15 protein-coding genes are annotated in these 14,622 nt (G+C 65.4%); 13 read left to right on the top strand and 2 right to left on the bottom strand.

Annotated elements, in window-relative coordinates:
- Positions 1 to 44 precede the first annotated feature (44 nt).
- The 4 genes from FNJ47_RS24010 to FNJ47_RS23995 all read left to right on the top strand — a co-directional run bounded on the left by FNJ47_RS24010 (position 45) and on the right by FNJ47_RS23995 (position 3,703).
- Positions 45 to 908 carry a branched-chain amino acid ABC transporter permease gene (locus tag FNJ47_RS24010; RefSeq protein WP_163157540.1) on the top strand — a complete coding sequence of 288 codons (864 nt, stop codon included), beginning with the start codon at positions 45 to 47 and terminating at the stop codon, positions 906 to 908.
- 1 nt (position 909) lies between these two features.
- Positions 910 to 1,878 carry a branched-chain amino acid ABC transporter permease gene (locus tag FNJ47_RS24005; RefSeq protein ID WP_163157538.1) on the top strand — a complete coding sequence of 323 codons (969 nt, stop codon included), beginning with the start codon at positions 910 to 912 and terminating at the stop codon, positions 1,876 to 1,878.
- Positions 1,879 to 2,039: 161 nt separating this feature from the next.
- The gene (locus FNJ47_RS24000; RefSeq protein WP_163157536.1) at positions 2,040 to 2,684 is read left to right on the top strand and encodes a DUF47 domain-containing protein; all 645 of its coding nucleotides are present in this window, start codon (positions 2,040 to 2,042) and stop codon (positions 2,682 to 2,684) included.
- A 14-nt stretch (positions 2,685 to 2,698) separates the two neighbouring features.
- Entirely contained in the window at positions 2,699 to 3,703 is a 1,005-nt protein-coding gene (locus FNJ47_RS23995) for an inorganic phosphate transporter (RefSeq protein WP_163157534.1), read from the top strand.
- Between the two features lie 57 nt (positions 3,704 to 3,760).
- Here FNJ47_RS23995 and sugE read toward each other — a convergent pair whose 3' ends face one another.
- Positions 3,761 to 4,075, bottom strand: coding sequence for a quaternary ammonium compound efflux SMR transporter SugE (gene sugE, locus FNJ47_RS23990; RefSeq protein ID WP_163157532.1), 315 nt, complete (start codon positions 4,073 to 4,075; stop codon positions 3,761 to 3,763).
- A 155-nt stretch (positions 4,076 to 4,230) separates the two neighbouring features.
- Between sugE and FNJ47_RS23985 the strand changes: the two genes are divergently transcribed.
- From FNJ47_RS23985 to FNJ47_RS23945, 9 genes are all read left to right on the top strand, one after another.
- Positions 4,231 to 5,850 carry a peptide chain release factor 3 gene (locus FNJ47_RS23985; RefSeq protein WP_163157530.1) on the top strand — a complete coding sequence of 540 codons (1,620 nt, stop codon included), beginning with the start codon at positions 4,231 to 4,233 and terminating at the stop codon, positions 5,848 to 5,850.
- Between the two features lie 383 nt (positions 5,851 to 6,233).
- Complete coding sequence (locus tag FNJ47_RS23980) at positions 6,234 to 6,845, top strand: hypothetical protein (RefSeq protein ID WP_163157528.1); 612 nt, start codon at positions 6,234 to 6,236, stop codon at positions 6,843 to 6,845.
- Positions 6,846 to 6,926: 81 nt separating this feature from the next.
- Complete coding sequence (locus tag FNJ47_RS23975) at positions 6,927 to 7,511, top strand: NnrU family protein (protein WP_163157526.1); 585 nt, start codon at positions 6,927 to 6,929, stop codon at positions 7,509 to 7,511.
- 2 nt (positions 7,512 to 7,513) lie between these two features.
- Positions 7,514 to 8,335, top strand: a complete 822-nt coding sequence (panB, locus tag FNJ47_RS23970; RefSeq protein WP_076860352.1) for a 3-methyl-2-oxobutanoate hydroxymethyltransferase — start codon at positions 7,514 to 7,516, stop codon at positions 8,333 to 8,335.
- Positions 8,336 to 8,345: 10 nt separating this feature from the next.
- Positions 8,346 to 9,941 carry a class I adenylate-forming enzyme family protein gene (locus tag FNJ47_RS23965; protein ID WP_163157524.1) on the top strand — a complete coding sequence of 532 codons (1,596 nt, stop codon included), beginning with the start codon at positions 8,346 to 8,348 and terminating at the stop codon, positions 9,939 to 9,941.
- Positions 9,942 to 10,275: 334 nt separating this feature from the next.
- Positions 10,276 to 10,932 (top strand): tetratricopeptide repeat protein, encoded by a 657-nt coding sequence (locus FNJ47_RS23960; RefSeq protein WP_163157522.1) that lies wholly within the window; start codon positions 10,276 to 10,278, stop codon positions 10,930 to 10,932.
- Positions 10,933 to 10,969: 37 nt separating this feature from the next.
- Positions 10,970 to 11,515, top strand: coding sequence for a hypothetical protein (locus tag FNJ47_RS23955; RefSeq protein WP_163157520.1), 546 nt, complete (start codon positions 10,970 to 10,972; stop codon positions 11,513 to 11,515).
- A 258-nt stretch (positions 11,516 to 11,773) separates the two neighbouring features.
- Positions 11,774 to 13,156: a ribosome biogenesis GTPase Der gene (gene der / locus FNJ47_RS23950; RefSeq protein ID WP_163157518.1), complete on the top strand. Its 1,383-nt coding sequence runs from the start codon at positions 11,774 to 11,776 to the stop codon at positions 13,154 to 13,156.
- Positions 13,153 to 14,403 (top strand): MFS transporter, encoded by a 1,251-nt coding sequence (locus FNJ47_RS23945; RefSeq protein WP_163157516.1) that lies wholly within the window; start codon positions 13,153 to 13,155, stop codon positions 14,401 to 14,403. The genes der and FNJ47_RS23945 overlap by 4 nt, the downstream gene beginning before the upstream one ends.
- A gap of 6 nt (positions 14,404 to 14,409) precedes the next feature.
- Here the strand turns inward: FNJ47_RS23945 and FNJ47_RS50560 are convergent.
- Positions 14,410 to 14,622 (bottom strand): hypothetical protein (locus FNJ47_RS50560; protein WP_206685346.1); only part of this gene is annotated, 213 nt, incomplete at its 5' end.

Here is a 14,622-nt window from a genome sequence, read left to right as displayed (position 1 = left end):
GGGCGTGGCCGGCGGGCTTCATCTATCTAGCGAAAGCTCATTCGATGCAGGCTCTCTACGCACAGCTTCTGGTCGGACTGATCAACGGCTCGTTCTACGCGCTGCTCAGTCTCGGGCTTGCCGTCATCTTCGGCATGCTCAACATCATCAATTTCGCGCATGGCGCGCTCTACATGATGGGCGCCTTCGTGGCGTATTTCCTGCTCAATCTGGGCGGCATCAACTACTGGTGGGCGCTGATCATCGCACCCGTGGTGGTCGGCGTCTTCGGCATGATCCTCGAGCGGACCATGCTGCAATGGCTCGCCGGGCTCGACCATCTCTACGGATTGCTGCTGACCTTCGGCATCGCGCTGATCGTGCAGGGCGTGTTCCAGAACTATTTCGGCTCCTCGGGCCTACCTTACTCGATCCCGGATCAGCTCAAGGGCGGCGTCAATCTCGGCTTCATGTTCCTGCCGATCTATCGCGGCTGGGTCGTCATCTTCTCGCTGGTCGTGTGCCTTGCGACCTGGTTCCTGATCGAGAAGACGCAGCTCGGCGCGTATCTGCGCGCCGCCACCGAGAACCCGACGCTGGTGCGTGCCTTCGGCATCAACGTGCCGCGCATGATCACGCTGACCTACGGGCTCGGCGTCGGTCTTGCCGCGCTCGCCGGCGTGCTGTCGGCGCCGATCAACCAGGTCCGCCCGCTGATGGGCGCCGATCTCATCATCGTGGTGTTCGCGGTGGTCGTGATCGGCGGCATGGGCTCGATCATGGGTTCGATCATCACCGGCTTCGCGCTCGGCGTGATCGAGGGACTGACCAAGTATTTTTATCCCGAGGCCTCCAACACCGTGGTGTTTGTCCTGATGGTGGTGGTGTTGCTGGTGAAGCCAACGGGACTGACGGGACGGGCGGCCTGATATGTCAGCATTGACCGATGATACACTTCCGATGACGCCGCGCGCGATGCGCGACGAGATGATCGTATTCGCCGTGATGGCGGCGCTGCTGGCGGCGGTGCCGTTTACGGGGATCTATCCGTTCTTCGTCATGCAGGCGCTGTGCTTTGCGCTGCTCGCCTGTGCCTTCAACCTCCTGATCGGCTATGGCGGCTTGCTGTCGTTCGGCCACGCCATGTTCCTCGGCACCGCCGGCTACGTCTCGGCGCATGCGCTGAAGGTGTGGGGGCTGCCGCCGGAGCTCGGCATCGTGGTCGGCGTCGCCGCTGCGGCCTTGCTCGGCCTCGTCACCGGCTACGTCTCGATCAAGCGGCAGGGCATCTATTTCTCGATGATCACGCTGGCGCTGTCGCAGCTGCTCTACTTCCTTTATCTGCAGGCGCCGTTCACCCATGGTGAAGACGGCATCCAGGGCATCCCGCAGGGCCACCTGTTCGGGATCTTCGATCTCTCGAAGCCCTTGGTGCTGTACTACGTCGTGCTGGTCGGCTTCCTCGCCGGCTTCCTGCTGATCTACCGCACCATCAACTCGCCGTTCGGCGAGGTGCTGAAGTCGATCCGCGAGAACGAGCCGCGCGCGATCTCGCTCGGCTACAAGACCGATCAGTACAAGATGCTTGCCTACGTCCTGTCGGGCACGCTGGCGGGCTTTGCCGGCTCGCTGAAGGTGTTCGTGGCGCAGAACGCCTCGCTCACCGACGTGCACTGGTCGATGTCCGGTGAAATCGTGCTGATGACGCTGGTCGGTGGCCTCGGCACCATCTTCGGCCCGGTGGTCGGCGCCTTCGTGATCATCGCCATGCAGCAATATCTCGCCGGTTTCGGCCAGTGGGTGACGGTGATCCAGGGCGTGATCTTCGTGTCCTGCGTGCTGCTGTTCCGGCGCGGCTTGGTCGGTGAGCTGGCCCACCTGCTGCGGCGGTCGCTGTAGGGGGCGGGGCGGGCGCAAGCGCGCCCCGCGATTTTCGACCGACATAGCGGTGGACGACCGCCCGTTCGGGCGGTCGTGCCGGGTGTTTTCCCCGCCAGATGCTCTATGACAGTTCCGTGACAGTCGCTAAAAGGGCTGTCCCGGAATGATGGAACTGAGACATGCTGCGCTGGTTTCGCGCCTTCCTGCCCAAGGAAGAGCGGTTTTTCGACCTGTTCGCCCGCCACGCCCAGACCTCCGTGCAGTGCTCCCTGGCGCTGCAGGACATGCTGAAGGGCGGGGACGAGACCCCCGTCTTCTGCCAGCGCGTCAATCAGTTCGAGAACGACGCTGATAACGTCACCCGTGAAGTCCTGACAGCGGTTCGCCGCACCTTCATCACCCCGTTCGACCGCGGCGATATCAAGAACCTGATCACCTCGATGGACGACGCAGTCGATCAGATGCAGCAGACCGCCAAGGCGGTCATGCTGTTCGAGGTGCGCGAGTTCGAGCCTCCGATGCGCGAGATGGGCACCCTGATCGTCGAGTGCGCCAATCTGGTCGTCCGTGCGCTGCCTCTGTTGCAGGCGATCGGCCAGAACGTCTCGCTGCTGACCCAGATCACCGAGGAACTGACCAAGCTCGAGGGCCGGGTCGACGATCTCCATGATATCGGGCTCAAGGAATTGTACCTGAAGCACCGCAACGCCAACACGATGGACTTCATCGTCGGCGCGGAGATCTACGACCACCTCGAGAAGGTGGCCGATCGCTTCGACGACGTCGCCAACGAGATCAACTCCATCGTGATCGAACAGGTTTAGGGCAGGGCCATCACGTGGACGCCACGCTGGGTCTTCCGGTTCTGACCATCCTGATCGCGGTCGCGCTGCTGTTCGACTTCCTGAACGGGCTGCACGATGCCGCGAACTCGATCGCGACCATCGTCTCGACCCGGGTGCTGCGGCCGCAATATGCGGTGTTCTGGGCGGCCTTCTTCAACTTCGTCGCCTTCGCGGTGTTCGGCCTCCACGTCGCCAACACCATCGGCACCGGGATTATCGACCCGTCGGTGGTGGATGCAACCGTGATCTTCGCCGCGCTGGTCGGCGCGATCGCCTGGAACGTGATCACCTGGGCGCTGGGCATCCCCTCATCGAGCTCGCACGCGCTGATCGGCGGCCTGGTCGGCGCCGGCATGGCGAAGGCGGGCATTTCGGCGGCAGTGTGGAGCGGGCTCACCAAGACCTTGCTAGCGATCGTGCTGTCGCCGCTGGTCGGCTTCCTGCTGGCGCTGGTGCTGGTTGCGATCGTGTCCTGGCTCTCGGTGCGCTCGACGCCGTTCGCGGTCGATCGCGCCTTCCGCGTCCTGCAATTCGCCTCGGCCTCGCTCTATTCGCTCGGCCATGGCGGCAACGACGCGCAGAAGACCATGGGCATCATCGCCGTGCTGCTCTACTCGCAGGGCCATCTCGGCGACAAATTTGAAATCCCGTTCTGGGTCGTGCTGGCCTGCCAGAGCGCGATGGCGCTGGGCACCCTGATGGGTGGTTGGCGGATCGTCCGCACCATGGGGCTGCGGATCACCAAGCTGACGCCGATGCAGGGGTTCTGCGCCGAGACCGGCGGCGCCGCGACGCTGTTCATCGCGACCTATCTCGGGGTTCCCGTGTCGACCACCCACACCATCACCGGCGCCATCGTCGGGGTCGGCGCCGCACGGCGGCTCTCCGCCGTGCGCTGGAACGTGGCAAGCTCGATCGTCTACGCCTGGGTGATCACGATCCCGGCGTCCGCCACGGTCGCCGCCGCGACCTACTGGGTCGTGCAGATTCTGAAGTAGCGTTTTCGAGCGAAGTGGAAGCCGGTTCGCGTTAGGAAAACGCGTCGAAAAAAGAACTTATCCGACCAGTTTCAGGCCGACGATGCCGGAGACGATCAGCCCGATGCTGGCAAGCCGCATTGCGGTTGCGGGTTCGCCGAGCAGGATGATGCCGAGCGCCGCGGTGCCGACCGCGCCGACCCCGGTCCAGACCGCATAGGCGGTTCCAATCGGCAGCGTCTTCAGCGCGAGGCCGAGCAGCAGCACGCTGCCGGCCATCGCCGCGAGCGTCAAAACCGACGGCACCAGCCGCGAGAAGCCTTCGGTGTATTTCAGCCCGATCGCCCAGCCGATCTCGAGCAGGCCTGCGACGAGCAAAATGGCCCAAGCCATAACGAACCCTCCGGATAAGGCAGGGTCGTCCCCGCGGATGGTATGGTGAGGAGAAGGTCGTCCTTCTCATGCCTATATGGCGGTGGTGCGGCCACGCCGCATTGCGACAAAACGCCCTTGATTGCGCCCGTTTTCCCTGCCAAACGCTGCCCGCCATGTCCGACATCTCAGTTTCAGCCGAATCGCCGTCCCGCTCGCCGCTTTCCGAGGAAGTGGCGCGGCGCCGCACGTTTGCGATCATCTCGCACCCGGACGCCGGCAAGACCACGCTGACGGAAAAGCTGCTGCTGTTCGGCGGCGCCATCAACCTCGCGGGCCAGGTCAAGGCCAAGGGCGAGCGGCGCAACACGCGCTCGGACTGGATGAAGATCGAGCGCGAGCGCGGCATTTCGGTCGTCACCTCGGTGATGACCTTCGAGTTCAACGAGCTCGTGTTCAACCTGCTGGACACGCCGGGCCACGAGGACTTTTCGGAAGACACCTATCGCACGCTGACCGCGGTCGATTCCGCGGTCATGGTGATCGACGCCGCCAAGGGCATCGAGGCCCGCACGCGAAAGCTGTTCGAGGTGTGCCGGCTGCGCGACATCCCGATCATCACCTTCATCAACAAGATGGACCGCGAGAGCCGCGACACGTTTGAGCTGCTGGACGAGATCGAGAAGACGCTGGCGCTCGACACCACGCCGATGACCTGGCCGGTCGGCCGCGGCCGCGACTTCCTCGGCACCTATGACGTCGTCAATGGCGGCGTGCGGCTGCTCGAGGGCGGCGGCGCCAAGACCGGCGCCACCGAGCAGATCGACATCGCCGATCTCGGCAAGCGCAACCCGAATCTGGATGTCGCCGAGGTCAAGGACGAACTGGCGCTGGCATCGGAGGCCTGCAAGCCGTTCGAGCTCGCGGCATTCCGCGAGGGCCATCTGACGCCGGTCTATTTCGGCAGCGCGCTGCGCAATTTCGGCGTCGGCGATCTGCTCGAAGGCCTCGGCAAATTCGCACCGGCGCCGCGCGCGCAGGATTCCGATCTGCGCAAGGTCGAAGCGGCCGAGCCGCGCATGAGTGCGTTCGTGTTCAAGATCCAGGCCAACATGGATCCGAACCACCGCGACCGCATCGCTTTCGCCCGGCTGTGCTCGGGCAAGCTCAGCCGCGGCATGAAGGCCAAGCTGGTGCGAACAGGCAAGAACATGAGCCTGTCGAGCCCGCAATTCTTCTTCGCGCAGGATCGCTCGGTGGCGGACGAGGCTTTTGCCGGCGACGTCGTCGGCATCCCCAATCACGGTACGCTCAGGATCGGCGACACGCTGACCGAGGGCGAGGATCTGACCTTCGTCGGCGTGCCGAGCTTCGCGCCTGAAATCGTCCGCCGCGTTCGCCTCACCGATGCGATGAAGGCCAAGAAGCTGAAGGAAGCCTTGCAGCAGATGTCGGAGGAGGGCGTCGTGCAGGTGTTTCGCCCGCGCGACGGTGCGCCGGCGCTGGTCGGCGTGGTCGGTCCGCTGCAGCTCGACGTGCTGAAGGCGCGGCTCGACGCGGAGTACTCGCTGCCGGTCGAGTTCGAGGTCTCGGAATTCTCGCTGGCACGCTGGATCTCGTCCGACGACCGCAAGAAGCTCGACGCCTTCGTCGCCGCCAACAATTCCGGCATCGCCGACGACGTCGACGGCGATCCCGTGTTCATGGCCAAGAACGAGTTTTATCTCGGCTACACCCGCGAGCGCGCCGAGGGCATCACCTTCTCCAACGTCAAGGACGTGAAGAAGAAGGCGTAAGCCGGCAAACTCGGTGTCGTCCGCCGGCTCGACCGGGGGACCCAGTACGCCGCGGCTTATCGATCAATCGCTGGCGTCTCTGGAATACTGGATCGCCCGATCAAGTCGGGCGATGACAGCGGGAATTGTGGCGAGAACGCGCGGATGAGAAGAAGCGGTGTTGTGCCGCATCCTCGGTGTCGTCCCCCGGCTCGACCGGGGGACCCAGTACGCCGCGGCTTCTCCGTCTTCACAATCGTCTCTGGAATACTGGATCGCCCGGTCGAGGCCGGGCGATGACCGAGAGCGCGTGGCGCGAAAAGCGCGAGGACGTGAACCGGCCCCGCTTGATGCGGTCCTGCTGCGGTACCATTTTCCCCGGAACGCATTCCGGGTCCGCCTGCATGCTCCGACGCGTCGCCATCTGTCTTGCTCTTGCCGTGCTGGCCTTTGGCTTCGCGGGCAGCGCCTCTGCGCAGCAGCGGCAACAGACCAACCCGGCGCCATTCGCACACACACCTTGCAGCGTGCTCGACGAGGGGCCTTGTATCCCGTCCTATTGCGGCGTGTTCAACAACGGGCCGTGCTTTCCCGAGATCGATTATCCGTACGGCGAAAATCTCCAGCTCACGATCCTGACCGTACCGCCGCAAGATCAAGCCGAGAAGTACCGCAAGCCGGATCATGACCTCAATACCATCGGCGATCTCTTTGCCGCGCTGCGTTCCTGCTGGGCGCCGCCGCCGGCGGACGACGCGCGCGCGGGCATGCAGATGTCGGTGCGCTTCAGCTTCAAACGGTCAGGCGAGATGATCGGTGCGCCACGCCTGACGTTTTCGACGCGGGGTATCCCGGCCGACACCCGCACGACCTACCTCAACGCGATCAACGCCTCGCTCGATGCCTGCCTGCCGCTGAAATTCACCGGCGGGCTCGGCGGCGCCCTGGCCGGCCGCCCGATCATGATCCGCTATGTCGACAACCGGGAGCTCGCCAAGCCGACCGGCAATCCGTGATCGGCGACCCGGCGTGGCGCATTGCCATGCGCCCGGCGAAGATGTTACGCGAAGGCATTAATCAATCAGGGGAGGAACATCGTGGGACTGCTCGTCATGATCCTGGGTCTCGTGCTGTTCCTCGGCATCCATGTGCTGAGCAGCCTGCGCGAGCTGCGCGCCGGCATCGTCAAGGCGATGGGCGAGGGCGCCTACAAGGGCGTCTATTCGCTGGTGTCGTTCGCAGGCCTCGCGCTGATCATCTGGGGTTTCGGCCACTACCGCGCGACCGGCTGGATCGATGTCTGGACGCCGCCGACCGCCTTCAAGCACATCACGGTGGCGCTGATGCTGCCCGCTGTGATCCTCATCGTCGCCGCCTATATCCGCGGCCGCATCTACACCATCGTGAAGCATCCGATGCTGGCAGCCGTGAAACTGTGGGCGTTCGCGCATCTGCTCGCCAATGGCGACCTCGGCTCGATCATCCTGTTCGGCTCGTTTCTCGCATGGGCGGTCTACGACCGCATCTCGCTGAAGCGCCGCACCGATGCCGGCGGCCCGCCGATCCCGGTGGGCGGCCCAACCAACGACCTGATCGCGATCGCGGTCGGTGTCATCGCATATCTGGCGCTGGCGTTTGCGTTCCACCCGGTCGTGATCGGCGTGCCTGTCATGGGAGCCTGACTATGTCTGTTCAATCCGCCATCAAGCGCAAGACCGCACCCGATCTGCGCGCCCGCAAGAACGGCGAGCCGATCGTGATGCTGACGTCGTACCACGCGCACACTGCGGCGCTGGTCGACCGTCATTGTGACGCCATCCTGGTCGGCGACTCCCTCGGCAACGTCATGCACGGCTTCGAGACCACGGTGCCGGTCACCCTCGACATGATGATCCTGCAGGGCCGCGCGGTGATGCGCGGCTCGCAGGCCGCGCTCGTCGTCGTCGACATGCCGTTCGGCTCCTATGAAGGCTCGAAGGAGCAGGCGTTTCAATCCGCGGTGCGGATCATGAAGGAAACGCTGTGTGGTGCGGTCAAGCTCGAGGGCGGCGCGCGGATGGCAGAGACGGTGGCGTTCCTGTCGGAGCGCGGCATTCCCGTGATGGGCCATATCGGCCTGACGCCGCAGTCGATCAACACGCTGGGCTCGTTCCGCGCGCAGGGCCGCGAGGAGGAGAACTGGGCGCCGATCGAGAACGACGCCAAGGCGATCGCCGAAGCAGGCGCCTTCTCGATCGTGGTCGAGGCGGTCGCCGAGCCGCTGGCGCGCAAGATCACGCAATCGATCGCCGTTCCCACCATCGGCATCGGTGCCAGCGCCGCCTGCGACGGCCAGGTGCTGGTGCTGGAGGACATGCTCGGCCTGTCGCCGCGCGCGCCGAAATTCGTCCGCCGCTACGGCAACCTCGGACCAATGATCGAGGAAGCGATCGCGGGCTATGCGCGCGACGTGAAGAGCCGCGCCTTCCCGGGGCCGGAGCACGTCTACGGCATGAAGAAGAGCTGACGAGGCTGATATGGATTGGTCGCAACACGCACTGCCGCTGATGCGGCTCGAGCCGCGCTTCGGCGACCGCGTCGTGCCGGCATTCGCGGAGCGGCCGACGAGCCTGTGGGCGATGATCGCGGATGCCGTCGCGCAGAATGGCGACGGCGAAGCGCTGGTCTGTGGCACGGCGCGCTTGAGCTGGCGCGAGGTCGCCGAGCAGTCGGCCAAGGTTGCGGCGGGTTTTGCAAAACTCGGCCTTGTGCCCGGCGACCGCGTCGCGATCCTGCTCGGCAACCGCGTCGAGTTCGTGCTGACGATGTTCGCCGCCGCCCATGCAGGGCTCGTGACGGTGCTGCTCTCGACGCGCCAGCAGAAGCCTGAGATCGCCTATGTGCTGAACGATTGCGGCGCGAAGTGCCTGGTGCACGAGGCCGCGCTTGCCGAGCGCATCCCTGACGCCGCCGATATTCCCGGCCTCGCGCATCGCGTATCAGTCAGCGACGACAGCACGTCGCAATTCGCTGCGCTACGCGACAACGCGCCGGCACAGGCGCCGGCGGAGGTGAGGGAAGAGGACACCGCGATGATCCTCTACACCTCGGGTACGACGGGCCGACCCAAGGGCGCGATGCTCGCGCATTGCAATATCATCCATTCCTCGATGATTTTTGCGTCCTGCCTGAAGCTGACGAAAGCCGATCGCTCGATCGCCGCGGTGCCGCTCGCGCATGTCACCGGCGCGGTCGCCAACGTCACAACCATGGCCCGCTGCGCCGGCGCGCTGATCATCATGCCGGAGTTCAAGGCGTCGGAATATCTCAAGGTCGCGGCGCGCGAGCGTGTCAGCTACACGGTGATGGTGCCGGCGATGTACAATCTCTGCCTGATGCAGCCGGATTTCGACAGCACCGATCTGTCGAGCTGGCGCATCGGCGGCTTCGGCGGCGCGCCGATGCCGGTCGCGACCATCGAGAAGCTCGACGCCAAGATTCCCGGTTTGAAGCTCGCCAATTGTTACGGCGCGACCGAGACCACGTCGCCCTCGACCTTGATGCCGGGCGAACTCACCGCAGCCCATATCGACAGCGTCGGCCTGCCGTGTCCGGGAGCCGAGATCGTCGTGATGGGCGCCGACGGCCGCGAGGTGCCTCGCGGCGAGATCGGCGAGCTCTGGATCCGCAGCGCCTCCGTGATCAAGGGCTACTGGAACAATCCGAAGGCGACGGCGGAAAGCTTCACCGCCGGGTTCTGGCATTCCGGCGATCTCGGTTCGATCGACGCCGACAATTTCGTTCGCGTGTTCGATCGCCAGAAGGACATGATCAACCGCGGCGGCCTGAAGATCTATTCCGCCGAGGTGGAATCCGTGCTGGCCGGCCACCCGGCCGTGGTCGAGAGTGCGATCATCGCCAAGCCGTGCCCGGTGCTCGGCGAACGCGTGCACGCCGTGATCGTGACCCGCAGCGAGGTCAATGCGGAGAGCCTGCGCGCCTGGTGTGCCGAGCGTCTGTCGGACTACAAGGTGCCGGAGACCATGGCCCTGACCGCACAGCCGCTGCCGCGCAACGCCAACGGCAAGGTGATCAAGCGGCAGCTGCGCGAGACGCTGGCTGCAAACGGGTAGGGCACTTGAGAAGCCGCAAACTCGGTTCACCTCTCCCGCCTGCGGGGAAGGTCGACGCGCGTAGCGCGGCGGGTGGGGGCTCTCGCCACAATGGGGCCCTCTCCAACATTCGACTCGTGGCGGCACCCCCACCCCAGCCCTCCCCCGCAAGCGGGAGAGGGAGCCCACGCGGTCCCGTCGAAGCTACGTCAAACTTCCCCGGTTAACGCTTTGATCCGGCTCGCTTTGCCTTGCCTCCGCCACACCGTTAGGGTAACGCCGCCGCGATGTGGGGATCAGGTAGGGGCTGTGCTCCACCGAGATTCGCGGTCCCGAGGGGATGGGATAGCCTTAAGTGTCTGAATTATTTGACGAAGTCGACGAGGAAGTCCGTCGCGATCAGCTCAAGAAGCTGTGGGACAAGTACTCGCTTTTCATCATCGCGCTGGCGATCATCGTGGTCGCGGGCGTCGGTGGCTGGCGTGGCTACCAATATCTCGAGGCCAAGAAGGCCGCCGAGGCCGGTGCGGCGTTCGACCGCGCCGTCGAGCTGTCGGACCAGAACAAGCACGCCGAGGCCGAGGCTGCGTTTGCCGACCTGGTCACGAAGGCGCCGTCCGGTTATCGCACACTGGCGCGGCTGCGCATGGCCGCCGAGGTCGCGACCCGCGACCAGCCGGCCGCCGCGAAACTCTATGACGACATCGCAGCCGACCGCAGCGTGGGCGGTCCCGATCAGGACCTGGCGCGGATCCGCGCCGCGCAGATCGTGATGGAAACCACGACCTATCCGAACATGCTGCAGCGGCTCGAGGCTGTGGCGACGTCGAAGGACTCGACGTTCCGTCACTCCGCGCGCGAACTGCTGGCGCTGTCGGCCTGGCGCGCCAACGATGCCACCGCCGCGCGGCAGTGGCTCGACCAGATTGCCAATGACGGCGAGACGCCGCCGAGCATGCGCTCGCGCGCCGAAGCGCTGCAGGCATTGTTGCCGCCAGTCGCTAAAAGCTGAGCTGGCGCGAAACCCGAGTTTGAGTGAGAGATCGACCATGCGCCGCTCGCAACGCCTGATCGCAGCCGCAGTTCTGACCGCGCTTTGCAGCGCGTTGGCAGGCTGCGGCGGTGGCGGCATGGCCAATTTCGATCCGAGCGACCTGCTCGACTTCCTCGACACCAAGAAGAAGCTGCAGGGCGACCGCAAGCCGGTATTCCCCGAAGGCGTGCCCGGCCTCGAGCAGGGCGTGCCGAAGGAATTGTACAAGGGCTCGCAGCAGGAACAGCTCGACCAGCAGAACGCTGCGGCGGCCGCTGCTGCTCCGCCGCCCGAGCCGCCGAAGGGGGCCAAGAAGCATACCAAGCGCGCCGCGCCGGCCGCTGATCAGGCGGCCGCTCCCGACGCCGCGACCGATGAGGGCGCCCCCGCCGCGGTGCCGCCGGATCCGAAGCCGAAGAAGATCGTCCGCCGCCGCACCACGGCGCCGCCCGCCGACGACCAGCAGGCGCAGCCTGCGGCACCGGCCCAGCAGACCCAGACCACGCAACAATCCGGCGGCGCGTTCCCCGCGCCGCTACCGAGCGGCGGATTTAGCCGTTAGCTGGCAGCAGAATTCCACCTCGCCCCGCCTGCGGGGAGAGGTCGGAATTCAAGGACAGCTTGAATTCCGGGTGAGGGGGAGTCTCCACGAACTCACATCTTGCGGTGTTCGCGGAGAGGGCCCTCACCCCAACCCTCTCCCCGTAAGAACGGGGAGAGGGAGAAGGTGCTCCATCATTTGCTTCGACCGCTCCCCATTCCTGCTGTAGTTCTTGCCAGCACCTTGACCCGCGCGTCGCAGACTGCGTCTGGATAATTCATGTCTTTTACCATCGCCATTATCGGCCGGCCCAATGTCGGGAAGTCGACGCTGTTCAACCGGCTGGTGGGCCAGAAGCTCGCGCTGGTCGATGACGAGCCCGGCGTGACGCGGGACCGCCGCGAGGGCCAGGCCAAGCTCTACGATCTCGAATTCACCATCATCGACACCGCGGGGCTCGACGAGGGCGCCAAGGGCTCGCTGACGGCGCGGATGCAGGAGCAGACCGAAACCGCGATCGAGCTCGCCGACGCGCTGATGTTCGTGATCGACGCCCGTGTCGGCCTGACCCCGACCGACCGCGCCTTCGCCGACTTCGCCCGAAAAGCCAACAAGCCGGTGGTACTGGTCGCCAACAAGGCCGAGGGCAGGCACGGCGAGATCGGTGCGATGGAATCCTACGCGCTCGGCCTCGGCGATCCCGTCCAGATCTCGGCCGAGCACGGCGAGGGTATGGCCGACCTCCACGAGGCGCTGAGCGCGCTGGTGCCCGAGACGCCGGAGGAAGACGACGAGATCGCGGATGACGAGGACATCTCGGAGGAGGAGGCCGCGCAGCGTCCGATCCGCGTCGCCATCGTCGGCCGGCCCAATGCCGGCAAGTCGACGCTGATCAACCATCTGCTCGGCGAGGAGCGGCTGCTGACCAGCCCCGAGGCCGGCACCACGCGCGATTCCATCGCGGTCGAGATCACCTGGCAGGGCCGCGAGTTTCGCGTGTTCGACACCGCGGGCCTGCGCCGCCGCTCGCGGATCGAGGAGAAGCTGGAAAAGCTCTCGGTCGCCGACGCGTTGCGCGCGGTGCGCTTCGCCGAGGTCGTCGTGATGATGATGGACGCGCAGAACAGGTTCGAGGAGCAGGACCTGCGCATCGCCGACCTGGTCGAGCGCGAAGGCCGCGCCATCGTGCTCGCAGTCAACAAATGGGATCTGGTCGAGCGCAAGCCCAATCAGATCTCGCAGCTGCGCATCGATGCCGACCATTGGCTGCCGCAGGTCAAGGGCGCGCCGATCGTTGCCGTCTCCGGCCTGATGGGCGAGGGCATCGACCGCCTGATGACGGCGATCCAGGAGGCCTATGCGGTCTGGAACCGGCGCTTGCCGACCTCGGCGCTCAATCGCTGGTTCGAGCAGGCGATCCAGGCCAGCCCGCCGCCGGCCGTCTCGGGCCGCCGGCTGAAGCTGAACTACATCACGCAAGTGAAGGCGCGCCCGCCGAGCTTCGTGCTGTTCTGCTCGCGCGCCGACGCGATCCCGAGGTCCTATCTGCGCTATCTGATCAACTCGCTGCGCGAGACCTTCGATCTGCCGGGCACGCCGATCCGGATCACGCTGCGTGAGAAGGCCAATCCGTTCGCCCACAAGCGCAAACGGCCGTCATGAGCGGCGAGGCGGGGGCTGAGGCGATTTCGGTGTCGCAACCGCGCCGCGGCGCCGTGATCTTCATCTTCATCACCCTGCTGCTCGACATGCTCGCGCTCGGGATCATCATCCCGATCCTGCCCAAGCTGATCGAAGGTTTCGTCAACAACGACACCGCAAACGCGGCGCGCATCTTCGGCGTGTTCGGCTCGATCTGGGCATTGATGCAGTTCGTCTGCTCGCCGATCCTGGGCGCGCTGTCCGATCGCTTCGGCCGCCGGCCGGTGGTGCTGGTGTCGAATTTCGGCCTTGCTGCCGACTATGTGCTGATGGCGCTGGCGCCGAACCTGATCTGGCTGTTCATCGGGCGGGCGATCTCGGGCATCACGTCGTCGAGCATCTCGACCGTGTTCGCCTACATCGCCGACGTCACCGCGCCGGAGCAGCGCGCCGCGATGTTCGGCAAGATCGGCGTTGCCTTCGGCGCCGGCTTCATCCTCGGACCGGCGCTGGGCGGGCTGCTCGGCCAGATCGATCCGCGGCTGCCGTTCTGGGCAGCGGCGGGTTTGAGCTTCGTCAACGGGCTCTATGGCCTGTTCATCCTGCCGGAATCGCTGCCGCCTGAGCGGCGTGCGCCGTTCAAATGGAAGAGCGCCAATCCGATCGGCGCGCTGCGTTTCCTGCTTTCGAACCGGACGCTGGCCGGCCTGTCGCTGGCGACATTCTTCGGCCAGCTCGCGCATGTCGTGCTGCCCTCGGTGTTCGTGCTCTACGCCACCTATCGTTACGGCTGGGACACCGGCACGGTCGGCGCGACGCTCGCGTTGGTCGGCCTCTGCGGCATGATCGTGCAGGGCGCAGCGATCGGCCCGATCGTCAAGCTGCTCGGCGAGCGCAACGCGCTGTTCCTCGGTCTCGTCTGCGGCGCCTTGGGCTTCGCGATCTTCGGCGCGGCGCCGACCGGCCAGCTGTTCTGGATCGGCATTCCCGTGATGGCGCTGTGGGGCATCTCCGGCGCCGCGACGCAGGCACTGACGACGCAGCTCGTCGCCTCCGACCAGCAGGGCCAGTTGCAGGGCGCGACATCCAGCGTGCAGAGCATGTCGGAATTGATCGGCCCGTTCCTGTTCACGTTGACGTTTGCGTATTTCATCGGCGACAATGTGCCGCTGAAAATGCCTGGCGCGCCGTTCTATCTGGCCGCCGCGCTGCTGCTGCTCGCGCTCGCCATTGCCTGGCGCGCGACGGCAGCGAAGGAATCTGCGTAGGGTGGATTAGATGGGATAACGGGCCGGCGAGCTGCTAGCAAGCCGCTCACTCGCTACGGCGCTGGTGGTGGCGCGCTCGCTCGCGGCTTGCTGGTTAAGGCGGTCGTCCCTCAGATTGATGGTGTTTGAACGGAGTCGGGCAAGCCCGCTCCAAGCATCCTTGAGGAACGACCATGAACCACTATGCCGGAATCGACGTGTCATTGGAATGCTCAAGCG

It is taken from the genome of Bradyrhizobium uaiense (assembly GCF_010811875.1).
In the GTDB taxonomy this organism is placed as follows: domain Bacteria; phylum Pseudomonadota; class Alphaproteobacteria; order Rhizobiales; family Xanthobacteraceae; genus Bradyrhizobium; species Bradyrhizobium uaiense.
This window is presented reverse-complemented; position numbering and strand designations above follow the sequence as displayed.

Excerpts from the sequence above, each read along its gene's own strand:
- FNJ47_RS23945 (WP_163157516.1), top strand. The coding sequence starts at position 13,153 with ATGAGCGGCGAGGCGGGGGCTGAGGCGATTTCGGTGTCGCAACCGCGC.
- FNJ47_RS23980 (WP_163157528.1), top strand. The coding sequence starts at position 6,234 with ATGCTCCGACGCGTCGCCATCTGTCTTGCTCTTGCCGTGCTGGCCTTT.
- sugE (WP_163157532.1), bottom strand. The coding sequence starts at position 4,075 with ATGGCTTGGGCCATTTTGCTCGTCGCAGGCCTGCTCGAGATCGGCTGG.
- der (WP_163157518.1), top strand. The coding sequence starts at position 11,774 with ATGTCTTTTACCATCGCCATTATCGGCCGGCCCAATGTCGGGAAGTCG.
- FNJ47_RS23955 (WP_163157520.1), top strand. The coding sequence starts at position 10,970 with ATGCGCCGCTCGCAACGCCTGATCGCAGCCGCAGTTCTGACCGCGCTT.
- FNJ47_RS23985 (WP_163157530.1), top strand. The coding sequence starts at position 4,231 with ATGTCCGACATCTCAGTTTCAGCCGAATCGCCGTCCCGCTCGCCGCTT.
- FNJ47_RS24010 (WP_163157540.1), top strand. The coding sequence starts at position 45 with ATGCAGGCTCTCTACGCACAGCTTCTGGTCGGACTGATCAACGGCTCG.
- FNJ47_RS23965 (WP_163157524.1), top strand. The coding sequence starts at position 8,346 with ATGGATTGGTCGCAACACGCACTGCCGCTGATGCGGCTCGAGCCGCGC.
- FNJ47_RS24005 (WP_163157538.1), top strand. The coding sequence starts at position 910 with ATGTCAGCATTGACCGATGATACACTTCCGATGACGCCGCGCGCGATG.
- FNJ47_RS24000 (WP_163157536.1), top strand. The coding sequence starts at position 2,040 with ATGCTGCGCTGGTTTCGCGCCTTCCTGCCCAAGGAAGAGCGGTTTTTC.
- panB (WP_076860352.1), top strand. The coding sequence starts at position 7,514 with ATGTCTGTTCAATCCGCCATCAAGCGCAAGACCGCACCCGATCTGCGC.